Origin of the sequence: Pseudomonas sp. NLJ1 (assembly GCF_049486705.1) — a bacterium.
GTDB lineage: Bacteria > Pseudomonadota > Gammaproteobacteria > Pseudomonadales > Pseudomonadaceae > Aquipseudomonas > Aquipseudomonas inefficax.
Window position 1 is genome coordinate 243,415 of record NZ_CP137735.1, and the last position, 25,890, is coordinate 269,304.

At 65.1% G+C, this 25,890-nt stretch carries 22 protein-coding genes; 3 read left to right on the forward strand and 19 right to left on the reverse strand.

Annotation, left to right across the window (positions count from 1 at the left end; translation table 11 throughout):
- From R9B85_RS01080 to R9B85_RS01090, 3 genes are read left to right on the forward strand one after another with little or no spacing between them, the layout of a single operon-like run.
- Complete coding sequence (locus tag R9B85_RS01080) at nucleotides 1–1,866, forward strand: hypothetical protein (protein ID WP_423770740.1); 1,866 nt, start codon at nucleotides 1–3, stop codon at nucleotides 1,864–1,866.
- Between the two features lie 2 nt (nucleotides 1,867–1,868).
- Entirely contained in the window at nucleotides 1,869–2,807 is a 939-nt protein-coding gene (locus tag R9B85_RS01085; protein WP_423770741.1) for a hypothetical protein, read from the forward strand.
- Nucleotides 2,808–2,810: 3 nt separating this feature from the next.
- Nucleotides 2,811–3,083: a PAAR domain-containing protein gene (locus R9B85_RS01090; protein ID WP_215521337.1), complete on the forward strand. Its 273-nt coding sequence runs from the start codon at nucleotides 2,811–2,813 to the stop codon at nucleotides 3,081–3,083.
- A gap of 453 nt (nucleotides 3,084–3,536) precedes the next feature.
- Here the strand turns inward: R9B85_RS01090 and R9B85_RS01095 are convergent, their stop codons facing one another.
- From R9B85_RS01095 to mnxG, 19 genes are all read right to left on the reverse strand, one after another.
- Nucleotides 3,537–4,385, reverse strand: a complete 849-nt coding sequence (locus R9B85_RS01095; RefSeq protein WP_133972124.1) for a CsgG/HfaB family protein — start codon at nucleotides 4,383–4,385, stop codon at nucleotides 3,537–3,539.
- A 33-nt stretch (nucleotides 4,386–4,418) separates the two neighbouring features.
- Nucleotides 4,419–4,832, reverse strand: a complete 414-nt coding sequence (locus R9B85_RS01100) for a curli assembly protein CsgF (protein WP_133972122.1) — start codon at nucleotides 4,830–4,832, stop codon at nucleotides 4,419–4,421.
- Nucleotides 4,829–5,230, reverse strand: coding sequence for a curli production assembly/transport protein CsgE (gene csgE / locus R9B85_RS01105; protein WP_112254029.1), 402 nt, complete (start codon nucleotides 5,228–5,230; stop codon nucleotides 4,829–4,831). The genes R9B85_RS01100 and csgE overlap by 4 nt, the downstream gene beginning before the upstream one ends.
- Nucleotides 5,227–5,754: a type II secretion system GspH family protein gene (locus R9B85_RS01110; protein WP_215521335.1), complete on the reverse strand. Its 528-nt coding sequence runs from the start codon at nucleotides 5,752–5,754 to the stop codon at nucleotides 5,227–5,229. The genes csgE and R9B85_RS01110 overlap by 4 nt, the downstream gene beginning before the upstream one ends.
- On the reverse strand, nucleotides 5,729–6,103 hold the full coding sequence (locus tag R9B85_RS01115) for a type II secretion system protein (RefSeq protein WP_133972116.1): 375 nt from the start codon (nucleotides 6,101–6,103) through the stop codon (nucleotides 5,729–5,731). Before R9B85_RS01115 ends, R9B85_RS01110 begins: the two co-directional genes overlap by 26 nt.
- Before the next feature lie 5 nt (nucleotides 6,104–6,108).
- A complete protein-coding gene (locus tag R9B85_RS01120) occupies nucleotides 6,109–6,588 on the reverse strand; it encodes a type II secretion system protein (protein ID WP_015270589.1) in 480 nt (159 codons plus the stop codon).
- Nucleotides 6,585–8,450: a secretin N-terminal domain-containing protein gene (locus R9B85_RS01125; RefSeq protein WP_252379199.1), complete on the reverse strand. Its 1,866-nt coding sequence runs from the start codon at nucleotides 8,448–8,450 to the stop codon at nucleotides 6,585–6,587. The genes R9B85_RS01120 and R9B85_RS01125 overlap by 4 nt, the downstream gene beginning before the upstream one ends.
- Nucleotides 8,447–8,959: a hypothetical protein gene (locus R9B85_RS01130; protein ID WP_112254032.1), complete on the reverse strand. Its 513-nt coding sequence runs from the start codon at nucleotides 8,957–8,959 to the stop codon at nucleotides 8,447–8,449. Before R9B85_RS01130 ends, R9B85_RS01125 begins: the two co-directional genes overlap by 4 nt.
- Complete coding sequence (gene pilO, locus R9B85_RS01135) at nucleotides 8,959–9,522, reverse strand: type 4a pilus biogenesis protein PilO (RefSeq protein WP_112254033.1); 564 nt, start codon at nucleotides 9,520–9,522, stop codon at nucleotides 8,959–8,961. The genes R9B85_RS01130 and pilO overlap by 1 nt, the downstream gene beginning before the upstream one ends.
- The gene (locus R9B85_RS01140) at nucleotides 9,509–10,051 is read right to left on the reverse strand and encodes a PilN domain-containing protein (RefSeq protein WP_423770742.1); all 543 of its coding nucleotides are present in this window, start codon (nucleotides 10,049–10,051) and stop codon (nucleotides 9,509–9,511) included. Before R9B85_RS01140 ends, pilO begins: the two co-directional genes overlap by 14 nt.
- A gap of 1 nt (nucleotide 10,052) precedes the next feature.
- The gene (locus R9B85_RS01145) at nucleotides 10,053–10,844 is read right to left on the reverse strand and encodes a hypothetical protein (protein WP_112254035.1); all 792 of its coding nucleotides are present in this window, start codon (nucleotides 10,842–10,844) and stop codon (nucleotides 10,053–10,055) included.
- Nucleotides 10,828–12,633, reverse strand: coding sequence for a GspE/PulE family protein (locus tag R9B85_RS01150; RefSeq protein ID WP_423770743.1), 1,806 nt, complete (start codon nucleotides 12,631–12,633; stop codon nucleotides 10,828–10,830). The genes R9B85_RS01145 and R9B85_RS01150 overlap by 17 nt, the downstream gene beginning before the upstream one ends.
- Nucleotides 12,634–12,693: 60 nt before the next feature.
- Nucleotides 12,694–13,227: a response regulator gene (locus tag R9B85_RS01155; RefSeq protein ID WP_046614351.1), complete on the reverse strand. Its 534-nt coding sequence runs from the start codon at nucleotides 13,225–13,227 to the stop codon at nucleotides 12,694–12,696.
- A 248-nt stretch (nucleotides 13,228–13,475) separates the two neighbouring features.
- A complete protein-coding gene (locus R9B85_RS01160; RefSeq protein ID WP_112254037.1) occupies nucleotides 13,476–14,117 on the reverse strand; it encodes a SurA N-terminal domain-containing protein in 642 nt (213 codons plus the stop codon).
- A gap of 12 nt (nucleotides 14,118–14,129) precedes the next feature.
- On the reverse strand, nucleotides 14,130–15,614 hold the full coding sequence (locus R9B85_RS01165; RefSeq protein WP_423770744.1) for an ABC transporter substrate-binding protein: 1,485 nt from the start codon (nucleotides 15,612–15,614) through the stop codon (nucleotides 14,130–14,132).
- A 257-nt stretch (nucleotides 15,615–15,871) separates the two neighbouring features.
- A complete protein-coding gene (locus R9B85_RS01170; protein WP_112254038.1) occupies nucleotides 15,872–16,537 on the reverse strand; it encodes an SCO family protein in 666 nt (221 codons plus the stop codon).
- Complete coding sequence (locus R9B85_RS01175; RefSeq protein ID WP_423770745.1) at nucleotides 16,534–17,190, reverse strand: SCO family protein; 657 nt, start codon at nucleotides 17,188–17,190, stop codon at nucleotides 16,534–16,536. The genes R9B85_RS01170 and R9B85_RS01175 overlap by 4 nt, the downstream gene beginning before the upstream one ends.
- Nucleotides 17,187–19,163, reverse strand: coding sequence for a cytochrome D1 domain-containing protein (locus tag R9B85_RS01180; protein WP_207879571.1), 1,977 nt, complete (start codon nucleotides 19,161–19,163; stop codon nucleotides 17,187–17,189). The genes R9B85_RS01175 and R9B85_RS01180 overlap by 4 nt, the downstream gene beginning before the upstream one ends.
- Nucleotides 19,164–19,183: 20 nt before the next feature.
- Nucleotides 19,184–25,027, reverse strand: a complete 5,844-nt coding sequence (mnxG, locus tag R9B85_RS01185) for a manganese-oxidizing multicopper oxidase MnxG (RefSeq protein WP_423770746.1) — start codon at nucleotides 25,025–25,027, stop codon at nucleotides 19,184–19,186.
- Nucleotides 25,028–25,890: the final 863 nt, after the last annotated feature.

A 25,890-nucleotide genomic window follows, 5' to 3' on the forward strand; every position in this document is an offset into this window, starting at 1 on the left:
ATGGCCGGCTTGCAGGCGCTGCTCGAAAATACCCGCAATGGCGCACTGCCCATCCCCGTCGACATTTGCGTGCCCTGCTCCCTGCCCGGCGCGCTGTTCTCCCTCGACGGCGGCGACGGTTGCGACCAGTTGCTAGGCATTCCCTCCCAGAACGGCGTCGGCCCTGCCTGGTTTCGCAACAACCCCTGGATTCGCGACCAGGAACGCAACCACCGCGATACCTTCCTCCAGCAGGTCCTGGAGCATGCCGGCGACACGCTGGGCAATGCCTGGCTGGCTGAGTTTCATGCCTTTGCCGCCAGCGAAAAGCTGCAGCTGGTGTGCATCGACGACGAGATCCGCCTTGGCGAACTCCCCCCGCCCGTACTCGACCACATGGGCGAGCGTAGCCAGCACGGTTATGGCTTCACCCTGCACAGCAATTTCTTCTTCACTGACCACAAGATCTATTTCGCCACCTTCACCCATGTGCAGTGGGCCGAAGCGCAACGGGAAGAGTACGTCGACGAACACGGCACCCAGCGCATCAGCCCGCCCTACACCTGGCATACGCCCACTGGTCTGTACCCGATCGAACAGGCCTGTGGACAGCTGGTCCGCCACTACGCCGAAGCCAAGGCCCGTGCTCGCTTCTGGCAAGGTGTCATTGGCGCGGGCGAATTCGCCTTCGGGGTGCTGGCGATGGTGCCAGTGGTCCGTGGTATCAAAGGCGCCGCAACCCTCGGCCGCTATGCCTTCGTCGCCCTGGAAGCCGCGCTGGCCGCCGATGCCATGGTCAACGGCAGCAGCCGCATGATCACTGGCGAAGGCCTGAGTATCGGCGAGCAGTTCTTCACCGACCTGGCGCGCCTGGCCAACCCCGACACTGCCGAGGCACGTGGCAAGCAGGTATTCATGGCCATCAACCTGGCCCTGCTGCTGCCGGCCGCCATCGGCGGCGCCCGTTGGCTGATGCACAAGTTGCAGCCCGGCAGCATGACCACCGTACGCCTCGACAACGCCGCGCTGTCGCAAGAGGAAGTCCGGCGCCTTGGCAACCGCAGCGCCGGCGAAGTCACCGTACTGGAAACCCGCATCCAGCGACGTCCCCGCGAGGGTGAGCTGCCGGTCACAGCACATGAACTGCACTCGGTGGAGCGCAATGCCAGCCTGGTCGCGCTCGATGTGGTCGGCGGCAAGGCCGACTACGCCTACATGGCCACCACCCTGCGCGACCGGCTGGTGGCCATGATCCAGCACAGCATCGGGCCGGTGCGCATGGGCGGCAGCCTGACCCGGGTCGTCGCCGATGCCGGCGAAGAAGCCCTGGCGGCTGCCCTGGTCAGCCACTGGAAGGTCAAGCCGGAGAACATCCTCGGCCTGAGCACCCACCCTTCCCGGCCCAGCCAGTTCGGTTTGAAGAACAAGAGCGACCAGGGCATCGACATGCTGGTGTACGTACCACCACCGCCCTCGATGACGGTGCGTAATCCGACGACACAGGAAATGCGGCATCACATTGATGGGCTGAAGGGGACGGCACCCATGGAAGAGCTGAAGTTCGAGGCGGGTACGTTGTTGGTGATCGAAGTGAAGACGACTTTAGGGAAAAGCAAGACGCCTGGTTTCATCAACACCCAAAAATCAGGAGGCGAAAGCAGCCTTGCACGCATACGAAGATTAATTGAAAACAAGAGACAAGGATGGAATGAAAAAATCTTATCAACAGCAGATCCAAATTTTTCACAAAAACTACAAGCCATCAAAGAAAGCACAAGTTCAGGGAAAACAGCCTACCTGCACGCTCAAGTATTTTTTGACCCTAACGGCGTTCCAAGCGCTCTTACGGGCAATAGCGCGGGAATACAAATAAACCTGTGGAATTAGAAATGAGCAAAAAACCGAAAAACAGGCTACCAGTCAGCCTTAACCAAATCCAGCTATGGGCTTCTGACGATTTGATCGTAAGGAGCGAAACCCTAACCTCCTACATCGAAAATGGCGGTTCACTTGACCTTGCTTGCGGCGAACTACACCGGTTTGGGATGAACAGCATTGGCAACGGGTTACAATATGCGACCAAGCACACTTACAACTGCGCATCATTGGATTTCATTTCCGGAATCGCCAAGAGACTCGTCGCCGATCTAATACTGATCAGGAATCTTGAAAAATCTCGACAGATGGCCATTGAGGATCTAGATGGTTTAACTCTTGTAATACTATGTACAATTGCAACAGGGCAACTCCGACTCGTAGCCCCCTTTCATCAAACCGTACTCTCCGCTTTGGAGGGTGGATATGGCGTCGAGGATGGAAACAACCTGCCGATAGGTACCACCCTACGCTACGCCGCCTTCGGCCTGACCATCATCGGTGACTGGCTCGGCAAACCGCTCGACCTCGACAAGCACGCCCTGCCTCGCGACCCTGCCTGGGGTCAATTGGTCGCTCATTGGCGCGAACCTGATCCCGATAAACTGGCGCCGATCCTGGTGGCCGCCTGCGACACCCATGTCGAACGCATCGCGCTGACATCCCGCGAACTCGACTCCGGCAATTTCGAATTCGGCTCCCCCTTCGAGGCCGTCTACCCCGCCGAGATCTTGGCCATTCTCAACCTGCGCCGTTCGCTGGGCCTGCCGAACCCTTCCATCGACCACCCATTGATGAAAACACCCTACGCCAGGCTGACCTGCCCGCCAGGCATGCGCTTCGAGCCGGATGAACTGCTGATGCGCTTCCTGGCTGCCGCCTGCAAACACGACCCTGATGCCGTACCGGCCGGCCTTTACGAAGCAATCATGCAAAACAGCGCAAAGGATTGAGCGATGTCCCGACAAGGTGCGATTCGAAAAGGCGATCCCCACAGCGGGGGTGGTCGGATGGGGGAAGGAAGCGGATTTCCCGTCAACGGGCGGCAACAATGCGTTCTCGGAGATTGTGCGCCATGCGCGCTTCATGGAGGGACATTTGCGTTGATCTCTGGCGGTGACGGTAGTGTCTTGTTCAACGGTATTTCGTTGGTATTCGAGCCTGCGGAGCTTGCTTGTGGGTGCAAGGTTTCATCTACCTGTTCGGGACCTTATGCCAAAGAGGGCTGAACGACCTGAAGAACGTGGTTTCATGCATCGTCCTCTTCGCAGGCTTGCACGATCTGAACAGCGCTCGCGTTGTCTGTTTCGCGGGCGCGCCCGCTCCCATAGAGACGGCGCTGGCTTCGAGTTGACGCTGAACCTGTGGGAGCGGGTTCACCCGCGAAGAGGCCCTCAAGGTCAATCACGGCTGCAGCTTGATTTCAACAAAGCCCAGGCGCCCGCCAGACACTCGGCTCCGGCCCATTCGCGGGTAAACCCGCTCCCACAGGGACGGCATCGCACTTGAGATCACGCGGTACCTGTGGGAGCGGGCATGCCCGCGAACACCGGCAAAGCCGGTGCCATCCACCGCGTCGTCTGTTTCGCGGGCGCGCCCGCTCCCACAGGGACGGCGCGGGCTTCGAGTTGACGCCGAACCTGTGGGAGCGGGTTCACCCGCGAAGAGGCCATCGAAGCCAATCACTGCTGCTCATTCTGGCTCAGGTACTTGTCCACCGTAGCCTGCCCCTCCCCCGCATCCCCCGCCACCTGCCACAGCCGCCGTTCAATCCCCTGCGCCAGCAAATGTCCCACCGCCGCTTCTATCGCCGACAGCACGCACAGCTGCGCCGGCTCATTGGTGGTGTACCCCACCTCAGCCTCGAGCAGCTTCTTGAACTCGATGAACTTGAACACCCCGGCGCTGCGGCCGACCGAGTAGATGGTCTTGCTGGTCATCACATTGGCCAGCACCTGCCCGGTACGCACGTCCACCGCGCGCAGGTTCACGGTCACCTGGTCGACCCGGTACTCGCGTGAGATGTCGATACCCAGGTACCGGGCGCCTTCCCCACCGCTGCGCACGTTGGTGTCGTAGGCGATGATGCCGCCCTCCAGCATCAGGTTGGCGGCCTGCAGCGGCGGCAGCTCGCCCATGATGTTTTCCGGTACATCAGGCTTTTTCTGCGAAGCACGGATGATCTTGCGCTCGGTCAGCAGGTTCTGCAGGCCTTCACGCTCCAGTACCACGAACCAGCCACTGGCGTTCAGGGCGTCCATCAGCATGCTGGCCGCGCCCTGGGTGACGCTGGTGGAGAACGAGCTGGCCGGGGTCGGCTTGTACTGCCCGGTCTGGTCGCGGAAGCCGTACACCACCGCCATCAACCGGCCCTTGGGCCGTGGCATGTTGATCAGGTCGTAGTAGGTCGAGGCCCGGGGGGTCAGGGTCGGGGTTTCCGAGTCCTGTTCGGCGGGCATCGGTTCGCGCAGGCCACAACCGTGCAGACCCAGGGCGGTGAGGATCAGCAGCGTGCTCAGCAGACGTTTCATGGTGTTCTCTCCCCAACAAATAGCCTTGCCCCCTCAAGGGTTCAGGCCGCTGACCTCAATGATCGAAATTTCTCCTGTGGCGCGATCGGTGACCTTGATACTCAAGGCCCCGGAATCGTCGATGACGTCGATGAGAAACGCATCGGTCGCCATGCTGCCGGTGTTGCCGTTGCTGATGTTGTCCAGCAACTGCGACAACATCCGCGACTCCAGCTGGTTGCTGAAGCGCTCCAGGGCCGTGGTGCCGGTAAAGGCCGAGGAACGGTCCTTGAGGTCGGGGTCGTCGTAGTCGTTCTGCGCCTGGGCGTTGTTCAGCAACCAGGTGCCATTGAGCGGGTTGCCGCCAAAGGCCGGGTTGACCGGGGTGTACACCAGCTCGGTGGCCTGGGCGGCACATGCGCTGGCAAACAGGCAGGCGGCGATGCAACGGGGTATGTGGTGCTTCATAGCTCGTCCCTCTCCAGATCGGTGGTGTCCTGCAGCAGGCGTTGCAACTTGCGTTGGATGATTTGCTGCTTGACCAGGTCGGCTGCTGCAACGGCCTCGTCCTTGAGCTCGGTGGTGTTCGGCGGCAGGAAGCGGCGGTACACCACCTCACGGTCAAATTCCACGGTAACCAGGCTGCCCCAGCGGGCATCCGGGCGTTCACGCACCACCAGGTTGAAATCCAGCCGGCTGGTGGCGCGCAGGCGGTCGGCGAAGTAGAAGTAGAAGTCGTGGCCGATGTGCGAGATGGTGTTGTCGACGATGAAGCCTTGCATCTCGTCCTCGTCCCCGGCCCGGGCCGAGGTGCCAAGCACTGCCACCAGCAGCAGGCCCAGGCACAGCGCGGCCAGGCGGCTCATGGCGTGTCTCCCGGGCCGGCATGGGTCTGCACGCCACCGGCACTTTCGGTAAAGGCCTGTTCGGCGACGAACTGCCAGTCGCTGTAGTGCTCCAGGCCGTCGAAACCGCTCCATTCGGCACTGAAACCACTGCGCTTGAACGGGGTGGCGTCCGAACGGCTGTGCACGCCGGTAATGCGGCCATCGATCGAGCGCAGCAGGCCCCAATCGTCACTGTTGGTAATGGGGTCGGGGTACAGCTGGCGAATGTGCCGCCTGGCCTGCGGGAAGCGGTTGTCCTGCAGCAGGTCGGCCAGTTCCTGCGGATACTGGGCCAGCCCCGGCGAGGCGCGGTAGTAGCTGCGCAGGGCCTGGGCATACTGGCCGCCCACCCACAACAACTGGCGTTCGCGGTCACGCTGGGCAGCACTGGCCCAGAGCGTGCCGGTGGCGGCGAGGGCCACGCTGCTGACCGCAATCAGCAGCAACACGCCCAGGTAGGTGAAGCCGGCGTCGGCCTTACCATTCAGCGAACAGGCTGCCATCGCGCGCCCTCCCTGTGGCACCGCTCTTGATATCGGCCACGCCGCCGGCCACGCCTTCGGGCGGTGGCACCAGCTGCCAGGCATCGCTGCGCTCGGTGATCGGATCTACCGGGGTGTTGCGCAGGTAACGCTGCTCCACCAGTTGCTCTAGCGAGTCCGGGTAATGGCCGGTGTCGCCGTAGTAGTGGTCCAGCGCTTCGCGCAGCACCGCCAGGCTCTGGCGCAGGGTGGCTTCGCGGGAGCTCTCCAGGCTGTTGAAGTAGCGCGGCATGGCGATGGTCATCAGCGTGGCGATGATCGCCAGCACCACCAGCAGTTCGATCAGGGTGAAGCCTCGGCTGCGCTTCATGGCTGTCACCATTGCCCGTAGGGGATGTTGTTGAGGCCTTTGCCGCGGGCCTTGGAATACACGTCGAACACGTCTTCGCCTTCACGCGGGTTGTCAGGGCTGCTGTCGTAGGCGCGCAGCCCCCACCCGCCTTCGTCCTCGCCCTTGGCGGCCACCAGCGGGTCGTGCGGGATGCGCCGCAGGAAGTAGAACTTGGCACCTTTGGCGCTGCGCACATCGCGCACGCCGTCGACCAGCACCTGCAGGTTCGGCGGGTAGCCACTGGCATCCAGGCGCTTCTCGATGTACCCGGCATCAAACGCCCGCTTGTAGGCGTCGATGGCGTCGCGGATCTGGTACAGCGCCTCGCGCAGTTGCTGTTCCTTGCCGCGGCGCACCACGGTTTCGGTCAGCGGCGCGGCCATGCTGGCAAGCAGCCCGAGCAGTGCCAGGGTCAGCACCACTTCGATCAGGCTGAAGCCCTGCATGCGGCGCTGCGCGATCATGGCCGCGGGCTCCCTTTGGCCGGGGCGATCGCCATCTGGCTCTCCACCACCGGTGTATCGGTGGCCGGGGCATTGCCAGGCACGTCTGCCGGCGGCAGCGGCGCCATCTGCCGCACCTGCATGGCCGACTCGGTACCGGTGGCGAACTCCATGTCCGACGGGCTCTGGTACGGCAGGTTGCGCACAATGCGCGGGGTGATCGCCAGTACCAGCTCCGACTTGCTCATGTCGTCCTTGTTGCTGCCGAACAGCCGGCCCAGGCCGGGGATGTCGCCAAGGCCGGGGATCTTGTTGCCGCTGGCGTTGTGGTCGTTGCGCACCAGGCCGGCCAGCACCTGGGTTTCACCATCGTGCAGGCGCAGGGTGGTCTGGGCGTTGCGGGTGTCGACCTGGACCGGAATGGTGCCCTGACGCGTGGCCTCCAGTGGGGTGGCGTTGCTCACCTCCAGGGCTACCTTGATCGCCACTTCGTTGTTCAGGTGCACGGTGGGCTGCACTTCAAGCTTCAGGCCCACGTCCAGGTAGGTGACGCTTTCGGTGATCACCGGGCCCTGGGTGGACGGCACCGAGGTGGCGCTGATGATCGGCACCCGCTGGCCGATGTGGATACGTGCCTGCTCACGGTTGCTGACACGGATCACCGGGCTGGCCAGCGTGTTGATGTCCTTGTCCTGGGCGTTGATCTTGGCCTGCGGCGCCGGCGCGATGCTGATGCGGCTGGAGTCGATGCCCTTGAGCTGGTCGAGCACGCTCACCGGCTGGCCGTCGGAGCTCAGCACGCCGAAGGTGTTGGGCCATTGCAGGCCGAGGTCGAGGATGCGCGAAGTGGCCACTTCCATCACCTCCACTTCCAGCACCACCTCGGGGTTGGACTGGTCCTGCGACTGCAGCAGCTTCTCGGCCATGCGCACGGCATCGGGGGTGTCGCGCATGGTCAGGGTGTTGAGGCGTTCGTCGACGAACACGTCGCGGGTCTTGAGCATGGTCTTGACCATGTTCAGCGCGGTGTTGGAGTCGATGCTGGTCAGGTAGAAGGTACGCATGACCAGTTCCTGGTAGTCCTTGGTCTTCTGCGGCGAGTCGGGGTAGATCATCAGGGTGTTTTCATTGACGATCTTCTGCCGCAGCTGGTTCTGTTCCAGCAGCAGCGCCACGGCGTCCTCGATACGCAACTCGCGCACGAAGATGGTGGCCTTCATGTCCGGGCGCATGTCCTTGTCGAAGATGAAGTTGATGCCGGCGACCTGGGACAGCACCTCGAAGATGGTCTTGAGGTTGGCATCGCGAAACTCCAGGGTCACCGGTCGCTCCAGTTTGCTGCGCAGCTGCGGGAACGGTTGCGCGGTGCGCGCCTGGACGTTCTCGATGTCGCTGCGCAGGGCAATGCCCTTCTGGTTCTGCGGGTCCAGGCGCAGCACTTCGCGCATGTAGCGCTCGGCACCGAACAAATCACCCTGGCGCAGCGCTGCCTGGCCCAGTGCCACGCGCTCGTCGAGGGTGCGGATCAGCTCCAGCTGGCGAATGCCTTCCTGGGCGCGGCGGTTGTTCGGCTCCAGGGTCAGCACCCGGCCATAGCCCATGCGGGCGCCGGCGAAGTCATGGCGTATGCGGTCGGCGTCGGCCTGGGTCAGCAGCGCCTCGACCGCGGCCTGGCGGCTGTGGGCCAGGGCGATGTTCAGCTCGGTGTCACGCGGGTCCTCGCGCAGGGCTTCCTCCAGGCTGGCAATGCCGGCTTCGTACTGGCCCTCCTTCATCAACTGTTCGCTGTCCTTGCGTACCGCGCTGGAGCCGCAGCCGGCAATGGCCACGCACAGCGCCACAAGCAGGAACGGAGCCGGTTTGCACAGCTTTGACGACTTCATGGTGCGCTCCCTACAGACAAAGTCTGCGACTGATGCAAAGGCAGGTAGACCAGGTGCAGTTCGCTGGCCGATACCCGCTCGAGGCGGTAGGTGTCTTCGATCACGTCGCCCTGGCGCACGACGTAGAGTTTTTCGCCGCTCTGCAGGAAGATCTGCAGGTCGTCGCGCTCGCCCATGCGGCCAATGAACTGGAATGGCAGGGCCGGGGCGGTCGGGGCTGAGGGGGCGACCGGGGCGGCGTTCACGGGTTGTTCGGTGACGGTGGCAAGGGCCTGGGGTCTGGTCCATTGCTGGGTTGGGAAGAGATCACCAGAGGCCTGTTCCGGCCTATTCGCGGGTGAACCCGCTCCCACAGGGGACGGGGACGCAGCCGAATCCTCTGTGGGAGCGGGCGCGCCCGCGAAGGGGGCGACACTGTCTTCCTGGCCGAACCAGTGGCCCGGGGCCCAGGCCAGCGCCGCGCTGACGCCGAGGAAGCCAACCCAGATGACAGCACGTTGTGTGTTCATCACGACCTCGACAGGTAAAGGGTCATGCGCAGGCGGGCATTGAGCTCGCTGTCGCCAATGCGTTTGCGTTGCAGCTCCAGGTCTTCCAGCACCAGGGTCGGCAACTGCTTGAGCAGGCCCTTGAGAAAACCGCGAATCTGCGGGTAGCTGCCGCGCACCGGCAGCACGATCTGGTAGCGCGCCAGCTGCGTCCTGGGGTCGATGCCCAGGGCATATTCACCACGCGCCAGGCTGATATGCTCGGCGCTGGCCAGGTGGTACAGGCGCTCGATCAGCTCGCTGGCCTGGGGCTGCCCTGGCAGTTGCTGGCGCAGGCTATCGAGCGCCTGCTGCTCGGGTTTGACGGCGATCTTCAGCTCGCCACGCCTGACCCGCTCGACCTGCACGCTAGCGTCCGCTTCGGTGGCGCGCAGCTCGCGCAGGTTCTGCCATTGCGGCAACACCCCGGCGCACAGCACGCCTACGGCCAGCAGGCCCACCGCAACCGCCGCCAGGCCGACCGGACCGATGCGACGCAGGCGCTCCTGGAGGATCAGGCTGTTCAGCGATTCACGGGCGCGCATGGCCGGTCTCCCAGGTGGCGGTGAGGGTGAAGCGCACCGGGCGCTCGGGCTGCGCGGCCAGCACCTCGTGGTTGAGCAGCGACACATCGCTGAGCTCGGCACTGGCTTCCAGGCGCTGGTGGTACTGCAGCATCGCTTCCAGGTTGCGCGCCTCGGCGGTGATGTGCAGTTGGCCTTTGCGCGCGTCGGGGGCCAGGCTGAGCAACGCCACGTCGTCCTGGGGCTGCGCTTCGAGCATGGCGAACAGCTGCTGCCAGGGCCGTTGCAACTGCTGCGAGACGCTTTGCATCTGGGCCAGGCGCTCAGCCTGTTCACGGCTGGCGGCGCTGCTCAGCGGCGCGACGGTGGCCGGGCGACGGCCCAGTTGTTGCTCCAGGCTGTGCACGCTGGCCTCCCGCTCGACCTGCTCGGCCTGCAAGCTTTGTTGCAGCAGCACCAGGCCGGCGACCATGGCGCTCGCCACGGCCAGCAGCGACCAGGCCAACGGGCTGTTGCGCCGGGGCTGGAACTCCAGGTCCAGGCGGCGCATGTCAGGCCACCGCCCGCCACATGGCGCACAGCGGGTCGGCATCGCTGGCCGGCTGGCACAGTTGCACCGCCGCCAGTTGCGGCACCTCGCCCCGGCCCGGGGCATGCAGGTAGACCCGTGGCAGGTGCTCGCCATACAGCTCGCAGGTGCGCTCGATCAGTGCTTGCAGGGCCTGGTCGCTATCGGCGCAGCCTTGCGCCAGCACTTGCTGCCAGGCCCCGCCGGCAGCCAGCAGCAGCACGCTGCGGCGCGGTTCGGCCAGGACGAACAGGAAGTCGCCCTGCTCCAGCTGTGCCGAGCAGCGGTTGTAGGCGGCCATCAGGTACGGCTGCACCGAGCGCAGGCTCAGGTGGTTTTCCCGGCCCAGCGCCTGCAGCCGCTGCAGCAGGGCTTCGGGCAACGCCGTGGCGATGCGCGCGGCACCGGCCGGCTCGGGCGACAACACGATGCGCCAGTCGTCCAGCGGCTGCCCGTAGAGGTTTTCGAAACAGGCCCGGGCGTAGGCGTCCAGCTCGCGCGGGTGGCTGATGGCATCACTCCAGGGCACCAGGCAGAAGCGGCTGTAGCGGGCCGACAGCAGCACCCGCAACTGGGCACCACGCACGGCATGCTCGGCCAGCAGCGTGGCCAGGGCGTCGACGGCGGCCTCCCAGGCCGGTTGAGCGGCATCGCAGGTAAAGTCGCGGCTGCCCAGCCATTGGTGGTGATTGGCGTGCCAGCTACCCAGGCCTGCACCTTCGGCGCCGAGCACGGCGCTGTATCTGTAAGCGCCACGATCAGATGAATGTGACACGGTTGATCTCCTCGAGAGTGGTACGGCCATCCCGGACCAGGTCCAGGGCCGAGGCCCGCAGCAGGCGCAGGCCGCGCTGGCAGGCGAGGTTCTTGATCTGCGACAGAGGGCGGCGCTCGACAATCATTTGCCGCAGGTCGTCGTCCAGGTGCAGCAGTTCGGCGATGGCACTGCGGCCGCGGTAGCCACTGCCGCGGCATTGGCCGCAGCCCTGGGCGCGGACGAACTTCCAGCCGGCCACGCCCTCGCGGGTCAGGCCTGCGCCGTACAGGGTGTCGTCGTCGACTTCGCACGGCGTGGCGCAGTGCGGGCAGGCCAGGCGGATCAGGCGCTGGGCCAGCACCGCATTGAGCGCGGAGACGAAGCTGTAGGGGTCGACCTGCATCTGGCTGAAGCGGCCGATCACATCGAACACGTTGTTGGCGTGGATGGTGGTGAATACCAGGTGGCCGGTGAGCGCCGACTGCACGGCGATTTGCGCGGTGTCGGGATCGCGGATTTCACCGACCAGGATCTTGTCCGGGTCGTGGCGCAGGATCGAGCGCAGGCCACGGGCGAACGTCAGGCCCTTCTTCTCGTTGACCGGGATCTGCAGCACACCGGGCAGCTGGTATTCGACCGGGTCCTCGATGGTGATGATCTTGTCCACGCCGTGGTTGATCTCGCTGATCATGGCGTACAGGGTGGTGGTCTTGCCGCTGCCGGTGGGGCCGGTGACCAGGATCATGCCGTAGGGTTCGGCAGCCAACCGGCGCAGGGCGCGCAGGGTTTCCTCGGCAAAGCCCAGGGCCTGCAGCTGCACACCGCTGACCCGGTCGGACAGGTCCTGCTTGTCGAGCACCCGCAGCACCGCGTCTTCGCCGAAGATGCTGGGCATGATCGATACCCGGAAGTCGATTTGCCGGTCGCCCACGGCAACCTTGAAACGGCCGTCCTGGGGCACGCGTTTTTCGCCGATGTCCAGCTCGGCCATCACCTTGATGCGCGAGATCACCTGGTCGGCGAAGGCGCTGCCGCTGGCCTTGCCGGCGCCGTTGAGCACGCCGTCGATACGGTACTTGATGGTCAGGCCCTGGCCGGTCATGCCCAGGTGGATGTCGCTGGCGTGCAGCTTCAGGGCGTCATACAAGGTTGAGTTGACCAGCTTGACCACGCGGCTCTGGTCTTCGCTGATACTGGCCAGCGACAGGCGCTGCAGCGGGTCGCTTTCGCTGCTGGCTTCGGCGTCGTGGTCAAGAGCATCCACGGCGTGGAAGCTTTCTTCGTGACGGGCCAGGAAGGTAGCCAGGTCTGCAGCGTGGGCCAGGTAAAGCGGTGCGCCTTGCAGCACATCGTCGATCCAGGCCAGGCGGGCATGGTCGAAGGGGTCGGCGAACACGCCCAGCAGTTGGCCGCCCTGCTCGATCAGCACGAACTCGCGCTTCAGGCACATCGCCAGGCTGACCTTGTCGAAGCGTGGGGTGCTGGCCAGCAGGGTGTGGCTGTCCAGCACCGGGTAATGCAGGGTCAGGCCCAGGCGCTGGATGAAGGTGTCGGGGGTGTCGCAGGCCAGTTGTTCCAGGCGGGTGAGCAGGCGTTCGTCGCTGGTTTGCAGGCGGGCCTGGGCCAGCAGGTCGCGGGGGTAGGCAGAATGCGCTTTTGCCTGTTCCGGCCCTTTCGCGGGTAAACCCGCTCCCACAGGATGTCCAAGGTCTTCAGGATTGCAGTGCCCCTGTGGGAGCGGGTTTACCCGCGAAGAGGCCGGTGCAGGCAGTAACGCTTCCTGTGATGCATCGAGTGCTTCTGGCATGGCCTGCGACTCCGCTCAGGGGCGCGTCGCAGGCTGGCTCGGCCAGGGGTGCGGGCGCCGCTATTCCCCTGTGAGCAGTTGATCGTCGTCGGGCCCTGGAGGCTTGGCGCCGTTACGGCGGCGGTCGGCCAAAACCCAGCTTCCATCGTACAACTGCAGGGGGAACGATTCGTTCCTGTTCTGGCGTCGCTCGACGAACCCTTCGGCCGGGTTGTCCGTGGCCCTGCGCCGGCGCTCGATGCCCATCAGGTCGAAGATCGCACGGGCCAGTTCCACCAATGGGAACGGCTTGAACAGGACATGGCTCACCCCCAGTTCGGCGGCCCGCTCACGCACCTCGACAGTGGGGTGGGCGGTAATCAGCACGAAGTGGCACTGCCTGTTCCTGCGTACGGTCTCCAGAACCTGAAAACCCTCCATGTCGGGCAAGCGGTAATCCAGCACGATCACTTGCGGTGCCAGGCTTGCGGCCTGCTCGATACCACTGGCACCGTCGTGGGCAACATGAACTTCCAGGCCTTGCGCCTGCAGGTACGCTTGCAGGTTCTGCGCAAGAGTCTGTTCGTCATCGACTACCAATACTCTGTTCACCAAGGTCGACTCCCAAGAACTGCCCGGTAACCCGGTCTGCGAAGTGCGCCCCTGTACAGGCTTGAGCAGGCTTCGTGCCAGGCGTGAATAGTCATGCTGCACCACTGTAAGTCATTGATTTTCCGAGGGCACCGTCCAGCGTCGGCAACGCGACGGGCAGGCACGCCGGCCCCGTTCCCCACATGCGGGGAAACTGCTGGCACGCTGCCAGATCGTTATTCCCCATCATTGGGTAAACGCCATCAGGGACCTCAGTCGGCGATCTCCACCGTAGCGGACGCGCGCAAACGTTGGCGCACGGACTGGCGCGCCTGCGCCTCCCGCTGCCCGATGAGCGTGGCCCTGGCCAGTACCAGGCCCTGTTCGCGTATGACCGAAGGCTCGTCACTTTGTTGCTGCGCTCCTTGCAGGGTTTCCCGGTTGGCATCATAGAATGCTTCCACTTCGGCCTGGCTGGGCGCGGCGATCGCGCTGAGCTGGGCATACACCTGCTGCGCGGCCAGCTCGCGCCGGGTGTACTCATTGTACTGTGCCCTATCGAAACCCGCTTCCGCCAGCCGCCGTTCGAAAATTGCCGGGCTGCCAAGCGCAGCCTCGACCTGGCCCACATGCGCCGACACCTGCTCGTCGCTGATGGCTATGCCGCGGTGCTGGGCCTCCTGCCACAACAGCTCCTTGTCGATCAGTTCATCCAGGGCCTGGTCGCGCAGGCGCTGGTACAGGTTCGGGTTGCGGATACTGGCCACCGCGCGGCCCTGGGTGTCCAGGTATTCGCTGAAATAGCGCTCCAGGCGCATCGTCCCGATCTCCACACCGTTGACCCGCGCCGCCGGCATATCGGCCCAGCTTGCCTTGGCCAGTACCTGCAACAGGCACAACAACAGAACACGCATGGCAACCTCCGCTCAAGGGCTGTCCGGCAGCGGCCGGTACGGGGTGACTGCGGTAAAGCGCGGCCCGGGCAGGGCCACCGCCACCACATGGGCACCGGCCATGCCCTGGCGGCGACCGGGGCCGAAGCCCAAGGCCGGGGTCAGGCCGGTAGACACATCGTGCAAGCCTTCCAGCGCGGCAATCAGCTGCTCGCGGCTGGTGTCACGGCCAGTCTGCTTCAACGCTTCGCTCAGCAGGCGCAGGGCGCACAGGGTATTGACCTGCAGCGACGCCTGGCGGGGGTCGAGGCCGTGGCGCTGCTGCAGGCCGGCCAGCGTCGCCAGGCCCTGTTCGGTCCAGTCCTCGGGCACGTAGGGATAAGCCAGGAACACCCGTTGCGACCAGAACTCGGGCAAGCGCGCCACGGCGCCGGTCACTTGGCTGGAGGCGCCAAACAGGTATGGCTGGCGGCCGGCTGACTGCAGCGCCGAAGCCAGTTCGGCAAAGGCCTGGGCACGGCCGAGGAAGACAATGCCCTGCCCGTCCACGGCCTGGCCAGCAAAGGCCTGGGCCGCAGGTGTTGCCCAGCCCTGCTGCTGCAGGCGTTCGCGCACCTGCTCGGCCAACGCCGCTTGTTCATTGCCGGCATACACCACACGCAAGTCGTCCGCTTTCAGGCCCAGCGTCGCTCGGGCGTGGCCGGCCAGGCTCAGCAATTGCGCGGGCAAGCCGGGCAACGGGTCGAAAATCTGTGGGCTGCCGCCGCTGCGTGGGGTGCTGCCGATCAGCGGTACATTATGGGGGGCCAGCAAGGTTGCCAGGCGTTGGTCGAGCATCGGTGCCAATGGCGCGATCAGGGCAAACACCCGCTCCTGCTCCAGCAATTGCTGCAGCGCCCGTTCGGCGCTGGCGGGGTTGCCGCCCGGGTCGAGCACCACCAGTTCAAGGCGTCGCCCGTGGATGCCGCCTTGCTGGTTGAGTTGCGTCAGGCCGTCTTCCAGCACCGCACGCACCACCTGCCCGGCCTCGGCCAACGGGCCGGAGGCCGGCAGCAAGGTGCCCAGGCGCAACACGCCCTCCTCTACCCCGGGAGCGCGCTCCTCGGCCAGGCGCTTGAGGTAGGCCGTGAGATTGCGCTGGTCGGCCAGGGTCAGTTCGAAGCGTGGCATGGCCGGGTCCAGGCGATTGCCGGCCGAGTCGATGCCTTGCTGAATGGCCCGGGCCAGGCTGCTGTCGGTGTAGGCCGGATAGCGGCGGCCGTTGACCTCCCGTTCGCCCTGGCCTAGCGCAAGGCGTTGCCAGTCGAGGCTGGGTGGGCGCACCCCCCCTTCGGCGCGGCCGCGGCCATCGTTGCCGTGGCAGCTGGCGCAGGGCAGCACGCTGGCGGGGACTGTCATGTCGCTGGCACCGACCCGGGCCTGCAGCTGTGCGTCGCTGCTGGAGACGCCCTGGCGGTAGAGGTGTTTGCCGGCTTGTTCATGTTCGGTCAGGTCCAGGGCGAGTGCACCGCTGCACATGGCAATGCCTACTGCGAATGCCAGATAGCGCAGCACTGCCTCAATACAGACGCGAATCCCTGTAGGAGCGGCCTTGTGTCGCGATCGGGCGCGCAGCGGCCGTAATACCGGCATACCCGGAGTACCTGATGAAACACATTCGCCGGTCCTGCGGCCGCTGCGCGCCCGATCGCGACACAAGGCCGCTCCTACAGGGATTCGCGCCGGGATTCGCGCCAAATTTGGCGCCGGCATTGGCGAAGTACTGCGCATGATGCTCACCGCCCTGCCAAAGGCAGGGCCAGCAACTGCATGCGCTGGGCAATCGCCGCCGGCGGTGCATCCGGGCGGATCTTGCTCCAGCGCTTGCCGGCCACATCGCCGGCAATCAGCTGTGTCGAATGCTGCTCGGGGCTGGGCAGGAACTGGCCGATGCGGCCGAGCACCAGGTCGACATTGGCTTTGTCACCGGTCAGGAACAACCAGTTGGGCCCGTCCACGCCCTGCTTCCCGGCAAACGCCTTGAGCACCTCAGGGCTGTCGTTGAGCGGGTCGCTGCTGATCGACACGAAGGTCACCTGGCTGGCCAGCTGCGGCCCCATGGCCTCGCGGACTTCGCGCAACTTGCGGGTAATCAGCGGGCAGGCGTCGGTGCAGTGGGTGAAGATCACGTTGAGCATCACCACCTTGTCCTTCAGCACATCGCTGTAGAAGCGCAGCTCGCGGCCGTTCTGGTCCTTGAGCACAGTGTCGGTGAACCAGGTCTGGGCATCACGGGTGCCGCCGCCACTGGTCACCGCCTGCGGGGCCGGCTGCGGTTCTGGCGCCTGCGGGGCATGGCCGTCATGGGCCAACGCCACCGAGGCGAGGATCCACAGGCAGCCCCCCAGCACCAGCCAGTCAAAACCGCGCATGCCTACGCGCCGGGAGCTTGTCTGGCTCATGGTTGCACCTCGTGATGGTCGGCAATCGCCGTGCTCTTGGCATGCACCCGGCGGGCGCCGAGGCGGTTGACTTCATCGATCAGCACTGCCGGGTCGGTGAAGCCGTAGTAGCGCGTCCAGTGCCCGGTGCGCCCGTCACCCACCAAAATCAGCGGCGGGTGCTGGCTGAGGTCGGCGCTGAAGCTGCCCAGGCCCTTGAGGGTTTCGCTGATGGCGTACGGCGTGCCGGTCAGCCAGCTCCAGCCCGGCCCCTTCTGGAAGGCCTTGGCGTAGCTCTGCAGGCGCTTGGCGTCGTCACGTTGCGGGTCGACGCTGATCGACACCAGATGAATGTCCTGCCCTACCCGGCCACCCAGCTGCTGCTGGACCTTGCCCATGATCGACGACACCACCGGGCACACCGTGGTGCAGCTGGTGTAGATGAAGCCCATGACCACCAGATGGTCGCCTACCAGGTCTTTCTCCAGGCGTACCGGCATACCGTCCTGGTTCAGCAGCGAGACATCGGCAAAGCGCACGCTGGCCTTTTCCTGGCGCGCCGCCGGCGGCTGTGCGGCGTGGCCATCATGATCGTGGCCGCCATGGGCCATGGCCAGGTTGCCGGCAAAAGCCAGGCTCAGGGCCAGCAGTTTGCAAGGATGCTTGGCGTTCATCGCAGGTTCCTCACATCATTCTCGGAAACGGTGGACGTGGCGGCCGGCAGGACGCGCAGGCTGGTGTAGTTTTCCTCGGCGAACCTGCGCCCCAGCGACGGCGATTGCACATGCAGGTACCAGGCGCCGGCTTCGGGCAGGGTCAGGGCGGCCTGGTAGATGCCCTCGCCCACCTCCTCCAGCTGCAAGTTGCGCGGCATCGACGAAGGCGCCAGGAAGTAGCGCAGGCTCAGGTCGCTCAGGCCCAGGCGCGGCTGGCCGTCGTCGCCGACGATGCGCACCCGTGCAGTAATGGCGCTGTGCTGCGACAACGGCCGGTCGAGGCCGATGAACTCGGCGTGCGCGCCCTTGCGCTTGCCGGTATTCGGCGCCACGGCCACGTCGGTGCTGAAGCAGTGGATGATCTGCGGCTGGTTGAGCAGGAAGGCCACATCGAACTTGCCGGCGGCGGGCATCTTCACCGTCGAGCCGTACACGCCCGGCGCCAGCTCGCGCAGGCTGCGGTCGACGACAATGGCGGCGCGAGCCTGGTGGCCACGGTTGTTGTAGCCGGACATCGGTGCGTTCATGCCTTCGGCATAGAAGTAGGTGGTGTTGTCCACCGGGTTGACCACGAACACCGAATTGTCGTCACGTGACACCGACAGGCCCTGGGCCAGCGGCAGGTCACCAGCCTGGCGTGGCGCCGCCGGGCCGGCCTCGAAGCCCTGGATGATCGGCGAGCGCCCTTCGCCCAGGCTGGCCAGGTTGATCATGCTCACCTTCGGCGACGCCAGGCCGCGTACGTAGGCATAGCCCTTGGTGAAGGTCAGCTGGTACGGTTCGGCCGCCACCGGGATGCGGTGGATCAGCCTGTCGGTGCTGGCGTCGATCACCAGCGCCTGGTTCTCCAGGGTATTGAGCACGATGCCGTAGCGGCCATCGCTGCTGAAGCGCATCGGCCCCAGGCCCTGCTCGGCCTGGACGGTGTGGCGCAGCTGGTGGTTGCGGGCATCGAACACGCGCACGCTGCCCTCCTTGCCATCGACCACGTACACCGCCTGGGACAACGCCGAATAACTGACCGACAGCGGATGCGGGCCGACCTTGATGGTCTTGGCCAGGCGCATTTCCGGGATGTCGATGATGCTCAGGGTGCCGCTGTCACGGTTGCTGACAAAGGCGTAGCGCGAGTCGGAACTGAAGGCGATTTCGTGGTGGCCGCCGCCGGTGTTGAAGGTTTTCAGGGTGTTGCGCCCCGGTACATCGATCACCGTTACCCCGCCCTTGGCCGGGTCGCTGCTGTTGTTGCCTACCCACAGCCGGTGCTGGTCCGGCTGCAGGGCCACGCGCAGCGGCTGGTCGCCAGCCTCCAGGTCGGCCACGCGGGTGAAGGTTTCGGTGTCGATCACCGAGACCTTGCCGCGCTCGGGAATGGACACGAACACCTGCTTGTCATCACCGGTTGCCACCCAGTCCATGGGCCGCCCAGGCAGGTCGATACGGGCCATGGTACTGGTCACGCCGCCCACAGAAACGGTGGGGTCGATCACCGTCAGGCTGGCGTCCTTGTTCATCATCAACAGGAAGTAGCTATTCAGGTCGAGCAACGGACGGGCGCCGATACTGCTTTTGAGGAACAACGCGACACGGGCCTTGCAGCTCTGGTCGCGGTCCCCCTCCGGGGCCGACTGCGTCGGGTCGATCCATGCCCCCGGGGCCATGCCCGACAGCGGCTGGCCACTGGCCTGGTCGCTGACCTTGAAACGGATGTTGGCGAAGCTGCCCTCCTGCAGCTCGCCCCCCGCCAGCGGCCGCGCCTCGAACTCCACGGTCACGCCGTCCCGGCTGAGCCGGTGCAGGGCCTGCGGGTCGGCAGAGTCCTGCAACAGCTCGCGCGGATCGCACCAGAGGCTTTCATAGGCCACGCCCAGGCTAATCAGCACAGCCCCCAGTGCTACCCCCATGTATCCAAGGCGGGTCTTCTTGTTCATTTTCGCGCCCCCATCCACTTTCACTGCGCCGGTGCCGTTGCCGGTGGCGCTTCATTGGTCACCCGCAAGATCCCCCACAGCCCCGAGAGGTTGCCGTAGGCGGCGTAGTCGCGGAACAGGTAGTCACCCGCCACCGCGTTGGCGCCGCCGGCACTGGGCAGCATGAAGCTGAAGTGCGCAGCCGGCAGGACGCTTTCCTGGGCACCGATGTACATGGCCATCGGGTTGTAGCCGAAGCGCACCGAACCGATGCCGGGCAGGCTCAGCGGGTAGCCGTCCACGTCGTTCTTCTCGGCCTGGTAGTTGTGCAGTGGCCACAGGTGGCCATCCAGCTGGTAGACCATGCCGCGGCTGCCACCACTGGGCATCACGATATGGTTGCGCACCGGCTGGCCGGGCTTGGCGTACAGCACCGGGGTTTGCGGGTCGCCACCGACCAGGGCGTTGGCGTAGGCCATGTGGGCGTTGGGTACATCGCCAAAGCCCAGGCCGCCGGCGCGGCCGAAGGGTGAGTTGGGGGCCATGCCGAAGCGCAGCCACAGGGGTTCGGTCTTGTAGTTGACCGCCATGTTGCCGTTGTCCTGCGGGTCGCCGGCGGCGCCGTTGCCTTCGGTATTGATCCCCTCCACCGGTCGGCCGTCGGCCCAGCGCATGTTCAGCGCACGCTGCCAGACCGTGACGAAGTCGCGGTAGTCCGGCTGGCCGCTGACCTTGACCGTGGCCTGGGCCCGTGTTGCGGCGTCCTCGGTCCAGGTGGCAGTTTGCGGCAGGATGCTCATGGCACCCACCAGGCCTTTCTGCGGCTGCTTGATGACGTCCGACGGGGTCAGGTTGAGGCCACCGAACTCGATGGCCGTGCTGTTGATGTTGTCCACCGTGCGGCCCAGTTGCGACACCGGCTTGCCTTCACGCTCCAGGTGGCCCGCATAGTACTGGTAGGTCCGGGTCGGCCAGGCGCCACTGGTGCCGGCACGCGGGGGCACGGTCTGCACCGGGTTGAGGCCGACGTTGGCACCGTCCGACTTGGTGATGTCGTAGGCCAGCAGTTGGGCATGCAGGCCTACGTGGCTGGATGGCCGCATCAGGTTGTTGGCGAAGGCGGTGGCACCCTCGCTGTCGAAGCGGTCACGCTTGACCACGTTGTGCATCACCGCAGTGCTGGGCAGGTCCGGCATTACCAGCGGCAGGCGGTTTTCCAGGGTAATGCTGATGCACTCGCCGGCATTGGCGCGCAGCACCAGCGGCTCCACGGGCACCCCCGCCTTGAGCTTGCCGGTGGTGGCATCCAGGTCGGCCTTGCGCACGTACAGGATCGCGGTCGGGTCGTGCAGTGGCGCGCTGTGGCCACCAATGGTGAAGGGTTCCCCATCTTCGGGGTCTACCCCGCTGACCAGCGGGATGGCGGTCTTGCGGCTGTTGAACACCAAGGTGCCGCCGTTGGCCTTGAGCGGGCCGCCGACATGCTGGCCGACACCGGCCGGGTCGCTGATGCTGACGCCGTTGCGGTTCTCGAGAATGTCGTTGGCCAGTGCCGCGACGATCTCGTAGTTGCGCTTGACCGTGGGGCGGCTGCCGATGCCGTTGGGGTTGGCCGTGGTTTTCGGGCAGATGCCGTCGAAGTTCACGGTGTTGCGCATGGCCACCGGCTGCGGGTTGTTGGGCAGCGGGAACAGGTCGGCACGCTGCGCGGTGTAGTTGCGCATGATGCCCCAGATGCCGTTCCAGTACCCTTCCAGGGCCGCATCCAGCGAGTACAGGTAGTCACCGTTGGTGGCCGCCGAACTCGATATCATCGACACCGGCGCCATGAAGCCCAGTTGTTCGGAAATACCGATCATCTGCGATGCCTTCCAGCCGGAGTTGGAGCTGTTGCCGTAGCCGGTGCCGTTCTGCAGCCACTTCACGCCGTGCAAGGTGACGTTGTGCTCCTCTTCATGGCCGCCGGCGTGCATGCGCAGGCGTACGTTGTCACCGGAGTAGGTGCGCAGCATCGGGGTGAACGGGTCGCCGGGTTCGCTGCCGGCCGCGTTGATGTGCGGCGGGAACAGCGTAGTGCCACCGGTGGGGCCGACCGCCGAGGTGATCGCCGAGGGCGCCAGGTTCAGTGCCGGGATGGCGCGGTCGGTACGGGTTTGCAAGGCGTAGCTCAGGTCGCCGGCCAGGCCGTCGGCCTGCATGCCGCGCTTGCCGTCCGGGCCGACCTTGTTCGGGTCATACACCCGCAGGGCGAGGGGCTCGTTGCGGTAGTTGACGACGAACATGCCCGGGTCATCCACCGAGATCGCCTGCGGGCAAGGCCGGCTTGGGCAACCCGGGTTGATGCCGCCGCGTTCCTCGACGATGGCCTCCAGCAGGTTCGACGCCTTGCCGCGCACCGGCGGGTTGATGGCGTAGCGGAAGCTGTCTGCAGTGGCCGGGTACGACTGGCCATTGGGGATGCCGTCCGGCCCGGCGCCGACGTACACACCGGCCTCGTAGGCGTGCTGGAAGTCGCTGTATTCCAGGAAGAACTCGCGATAACTGTCGTTCTTGCCGTCGCCATCATGGTCACCGGTCTGGATCACTGCCTGCCACGAGGTCGGGCCACCGTCCTGGCGCGTGGCCGGGTTGTACAGTTTCTCGCCGGTTTCGGCGTGGTACCAGGTGGAGTTGGCCGGTTCGGCCAATACGGTGGCATACAGCCCAAGCTGCTGGTGGGTCGATGGGCCAAGGTGGTCGTGGGTGAAGATGGTGCCCAGGCCACGGTCCACGTTGTACACGTTCACCAGTGGGTCGGCGAACCAGCGCTGCATGGCCGTGCGTGCGCCCAGCCAGTCGGCCCGGCCGAAGCGGCCGAAGTACGGGTGCTGCCGGGCTTGCGGGCAGGCGGCGGTGCCGTCGCGGCTATCGCCCTGGGTGCAGCCGTTGTAGGCGCGAATGGCTTGCACCCGCTCGACCACGCTGCCGGGCGAGAGGATACCGTCTTCGTAGTTCCAGCCGTTGGCCGAGCCGTCGGCGGCGGTCAGGTCCCACTTGGGCAGGTGGATGTGCTGGCCGATCACGTCGGTCGGGGTGCGCACCTGGTAGTCGTCCATCTCGTAGATGTTCGGGATCAGGTTGGTGTGCTGGTACATGGTGCAGTCGAAGGTGTTCATGCGCATCACCAGCGGCTCTGGCGGGCGCTGCTTGGTGATCACCGGCCAAGCGTCTTCCCACAGGGCAATGATGCGGGCCTGCGGGAAGTGATAGCCGACCTTGTTGTACACCGCGTCGAACTGGATGTTGGCGCCCTTGTAGATGCGTGGGCGGTCGGCGGTGAAGGCCGACGCGCCACGGAAGTTCAGGCCCGACAGGCTTTCGCCGCTGAAGTACTCGCCTGCCCCGGAAGACTGGGTCAGGCGCTTGCCCCGGTCATCCATGCACGGCTCGTAGAACGGCGCGCCTGCCGTCGGCAAGGCGCCGTTGGTGCGGAACGCCTTGGCCACCGGCTGGCTGCCGGGGATCAGGGCAAAGCTTGGGTGTTCGGCCAGGGCGTGGAACTGCATGGCCGCTTGCTCGACATCGGTGCCCTCTTCAGGCAGGTAGATCGGCTTGGCCTTGTGTACCACCTTGGTGAAATCGAGCTTGGTGGTGGTGGTTTCGGCTTCGCCGCCAGCCGATACGCCGTCCAGCGCGTGGCGCCCCAGGCCGCCGTCCCAGCCATCGACCTGGTTCGGGTCGAGGTTGGCCCACAGTGCCTTGCCGCTTTCCTTGAGCTGGCGTGCCATGGCCGGGTCGAGCATGTCCAGAGGTGGGGTTGGTGGGCGGTTGCCCACGCTGCTTTCCATGCCGCCGATCCAGAACGGATAACCAGGGTTCTTCAAGGTGCCGTCGGCGTTGCGGTTGGCGTCGCTGCGGTCGACCAGCGCCAGCGAGCCGATGGCCTTGCGTACCGGCGTCTGGTCGCCTGGTTCGTCATCCTCTTCTTCGGGCTCGTCGTCATCGTTGGCGGCAACCAGCTCTTCGGACAGCTTCGGTACCACCACCACCTTGCCTGGCATCGGCGCCATGGCCTTGCCGGGCAGCGGCACGATGGCCGGGATCGGCGTGCCGGCAACGATCTCGCCATCGGGCAGCGCCCGGGCGCCAACTGCTGGCTTGCCGCTGCGCAGGGCGAACGGGGTGTCGTGGAAGCCGTTCTCGCCCTGCCCGCTCACCGCAAGGCGGGTGCCTTCCTCGAACACGTCGTGCACCCGCCACATGGCCCACATGCCTTGGGCGAAGTGCGGGTAGAAGTGGCAATGGTAAATGGCATCGCCCGCCACCCGGTTGCGGTTGCCCGCACCGCCATTGGCGATTTCGTAGGTGTAGCCGACCCCCGCGCCGATACCCTGGGCATCGATGTAGTCGGAATTGTCGTCATTGGGGTTGAACAGCCACTGGTGGCCGTGCAGGTGGAAGATGTGCTGTTCATGGCCGTTGTGGGTGTTGCGGAACTTGGTGAAGTCACCGATGTAGCTGTGGTGCACGTTGGCCGGTTCCGCCGGGAACAGGGCCATGCTGGCCTTGACCCCGACGGCGCTGGCTGGTGGTATCTCGCCAGGGCGGATGTGCTCCAGGCCGACGTTGGCCGGCACGTCCACCAAGGTCCCGACATCACCGACAGTGTGCGCACTGAGGAAGAACTCCTCATAGGCGCACGACAGGCAGTCGTGCATCGGCCCCACGCCCAGGCGGTTGGCCACCACTTCCGCGCCCATGCCACCGGAACCGTAGTTGATCATGAACGAGTCGCGGGTGGGTTCCAGCACGTGGCCCATCACCGGGTCGGCCCAATAGCCAGGAAATGCCTGGGTGCCGGCCACCTCGTCGGCAAACTGCGAGGCGAAGTCACGGAACGCCTCCAGGCGGTTGGGCAGCGCCGGGTTGCGCTTGCCCAGGCTTTCCAGGGGGTAGGTGGATTTGGGGAAGCTGCCATCGGGGTTGGGGCCCATGACGATGGCATCGGTTTCGCTGTTGATGATCTGGTTGCCGTCGACCATGGCAATGATCGGCTTGCCGGCCTTGCCTTCGGCGATCCAGGGCTGCATTTGCGGGTAGCGGGCTTCGTAGTCGATCACCGGCTGGCCAGTGGCGGTACGGCCGGTGGTGGCCAGGCGCATTTCTTCTTCGGTGAGGGTATTGCGGTAGCTGCGCCCGAGTTTGGGCACCACCACTACCTGGCCGAACAGGCCGTTGGCAACGTTGCCCGCGGTACCCTCGCCGCCGAAAGTGGCGGCTTTGCTGGTAGCGGCGAAAGCGCCTTCGCGTTCGGCGTACAAGGTATAGCTGCGCGTGCTGCCGGGGCTGACGAAGAAGTTGCCGTTACGCCCGGTGTAGGCAGAGATGTCGGCGATGCTGTTGACCGCCTGCATGCCATTGACCTGGAAGCCGACCATGCGCTCGGCCACCTGCTCGTCGGCGACGAAGCCTTCGGCGGCTTCATTTTCGAGCTCCGGCCCCTCCTCTTCGTCCTCGGGCTCTTCAGCCTCGATGCCGTGCTTGTTGGGGTTGGCCTTGTAGTCGAGCAGGTTGGTCAGGTTGACGGTAAGGCATTCACCGGCAGCCACCCGCAGCACGATGGGCCGCGGGCGCTTGTCCGGGCGCAGGGTGACCTTGCCCGGGACCGCCGCCCCGCCGATGCTGAGGGGGACCATCTTGTCGTCCACCACATCCTCGCGCAGGGCGAACATCATGCCGTTGGCGTTTTGCGCGCCAAGGCGGTTGAACATCAGTGGCTGGTCCAGTGCCACCACGTTGGCGACCAGGGTGCGCTGGCACTGCACGGCGGCTTCGCTGGTCGACTCCCAGCCGAGCAAGGCCAGAACGAGTGATGACAGGATGGGGCCTTTGAGTGGCGTAGACATGCCGCACCTCCGGGACACAGGATCTCTGCGGGGAGCTGGAGCAAGGTGTATGCCAGGAGCGGATTGCTTTTATTTTCAGTTGGTTGCAGCGGCAAACGAAACAGATTGGGGAGGATTCCCCAGCGGTTTTCCCCGAAACGGGGGGTGGGTTGCAGGTGTTTGTCATGAGATTTTCATTGCCTGGGAGATCGAGCGCCGCCCGCGCGGCGCTTCGCGGGACAAGCCCGCTCCCACATTTGTTGCAACGTGCCGAACCTGTCAGGCCATGGTTGCCTGCCTTGGAGCACGTCTTGAGACTGGTGAGGCGGCAGCAGCGCCAACCGAGAAATCGAGTCAGACCAACAAGGCTGACAACCATGGCCTAACAGACATGGCCACGTTGCAACAAATGTGGGAGCGGGCTTGCCCCGCGAAGCGCCGCGCGGGCGGCGCTCGATCTAACTGGCACCGACAATGGAGTGGCGGACACATGGCAGCCCTGACCCCAACCTCTCGCCCTACACCCCACAGCCAACAAAGCCATCACCTGTAAGACATTTCTGAACATAAAACCAAATACTTCAGAAACGACCCGCTTGGGAATTATCCTACGCGCGCTGCCGAACTATCGCTGTTGTCGGGGAAACACCTCACGGATAACGTTTTCGGGTCGCTCCGGTGACCGGGCATGAGAACCCGACAGATAAGCTAGCAGCACCTCTATGGTGGCCGTACGTGGGCGGTCTTTCGCCTGGCCGGGTCTTTGCTAGCTTCTTCTCGGCTTTCGCACGCCCGCGTACGGCTGCCACCTTCAGTCGACTGGCCTCATCGCCGGCAAGCCAGCTCTCATAGAACTGCACATAACTCATCGAATTAGCAGGGAC

Excerpts from the sequence above, each read along its gene's own strand:
- R9B85_RS01080 (WP_423770740.1), top strand. The coding sequence starts at position 1 with ATGGCCGGCTTGCAGGCGCTGCTCGAAAATACCCGCAATGGCGCACTG.
- R9B85_RS01085 (WP_423770741.1), top strand. The coding sequence starts at position 1,869 with ATGAGCAAAAAACCGAAAAACAGGCTACCAGTCAGCCTTAACCAAATC.
- R9B85_RS01090 (WP_215521337.1), top strand. The coding sequence starts at position 2,811 with ATGTCCCGACAAGGTGCGATTCGAAAAGGCGATCCCCACAGCGGGGGT.
- R9B85_RS01095 (WP_133972124.1), bottom strand. The coding sequence starts at position 4,385 with ATGAAACGTCTGCTGAGCACGCTGCTGATCCTCACCGCCCTGGGTCTG.
- R9B85_RS01100 (WP_133972122.1), bottom strand. The coding sequence starts at position 4,832 with ATGAAGCACCACATACCCCGTTGCATCGCCGCCTGCCTGTTTGCCAGC.
- csgE (WP_112254029.1), bottom strand. The coding sequence starts at position 5,230 with ATGAGCCGCCTGGCCGCGCTGTGCCTGGGCCTGCTGCTGGTGGCAGTG.
- R9B85_RS01110 (WP_215521335.1), bottom strand. The coding sequence starts at position 5,754 with ATGGCAGCCTGTTCGCTGAATGGTAAGGCCGACGCCGGCTTCACCTAC.
- R9B85_RS01115 (WP_133972116.1), bottom strand. The coding sequence starts at position 6,103 with ATGAAGCGCAGCCGAGGCTTCACCCTGATCGAACTGCTGGTGGTGCTG.
- R9B85_RS01120 (WP_015270589.1), bottom strand. The coding sequence starts at position 6,588 with ATGATCGCGCAGCGCCGCATGCAGGGCTTCAGCCTGATCGAAGTGGTG.
- R9B85_RS01125 (WP_252379199.1), bottom strand. The coding sequence starts at position 8,450 with ATGAAGTCGTCAAAGCTGTGCAAACCGGCTCCGTTCCTGCTTGTGGCG.
- R9B85_RS01130 (WP_112254032.1), bottom strand. The coding sequence starts at position 8,959 with ATGAACACACAACGTGCTGTCATCTGGGTTGGCTTCCTCGGCGTCAGC.
- pilO (WP_112254033.1), bottom strand. The coding sequence starts at position 9,522 with ATGCGCGCCCGTGAATCGCTGAACAGCCTGATCCTCCAGGAGCGCCTG.
- R9B85_RS01140 (WP_423770742.1), bottom strand. The coding sequence starts at position 10,051 with ATGCGCCGCCTGGACCTGGAGTTCCAGCCCCGGCGCAACAGCCCGTTG.
- R9B85_RS01150 (WP_423770743.1), bottom strand. The coding sequence starts at position 12,633 with ATGCCAGAAGCACTCGATGCATCACAGGAAGCGTTACTGCCTGCACCG.
- R9B85_RS01160 (WP_112254037.1), bottom strand. The coding sequence starts at position 14,117 with ATGCGTGTTCTGTTGTTGTGCCTGTTGCAGGTACTGGCCAAGGCAAGC.
- R9B85_RS01165 (WP_423770744.1), bottom strand. The coding sequence starts at position 15,614 with ATGTGCAGCGGTGCACTCGCCCTGGACCTGACCGAACATGAACAAGCC.
- R9B85_RS01170 (WP_112254038.1), bottom strand. The coding sequence starts at position 16,537 with ATGAGCCAGACAAGCTCCCGGCGCGTAGGCATGCGCGGTTTTGACTGG.
- R9B85_RS01175 (WP_423770745.1), bottom strand. The coding sequence starts at position 17,190 with ATGAACGCCAAGCATCCTTGCAAACTGCTGGCCCTGAGCCTGGCTTTT.
- R9B85_RS01180 (WP_207879571.1), bottom strand. The coding sequence starts at position 19,163 with ATGAACAAGAAGACCCGCCTTGGATACATGGGGGTAGCACTGGGGGCT.
- mnxG (WP_423770746.1), bottom strand. The coding sequence starts at position 25,027 with ATGTCTACGCCACTCAAAGGCCCCATCCTGTCATCACTCGTTCTGGCC.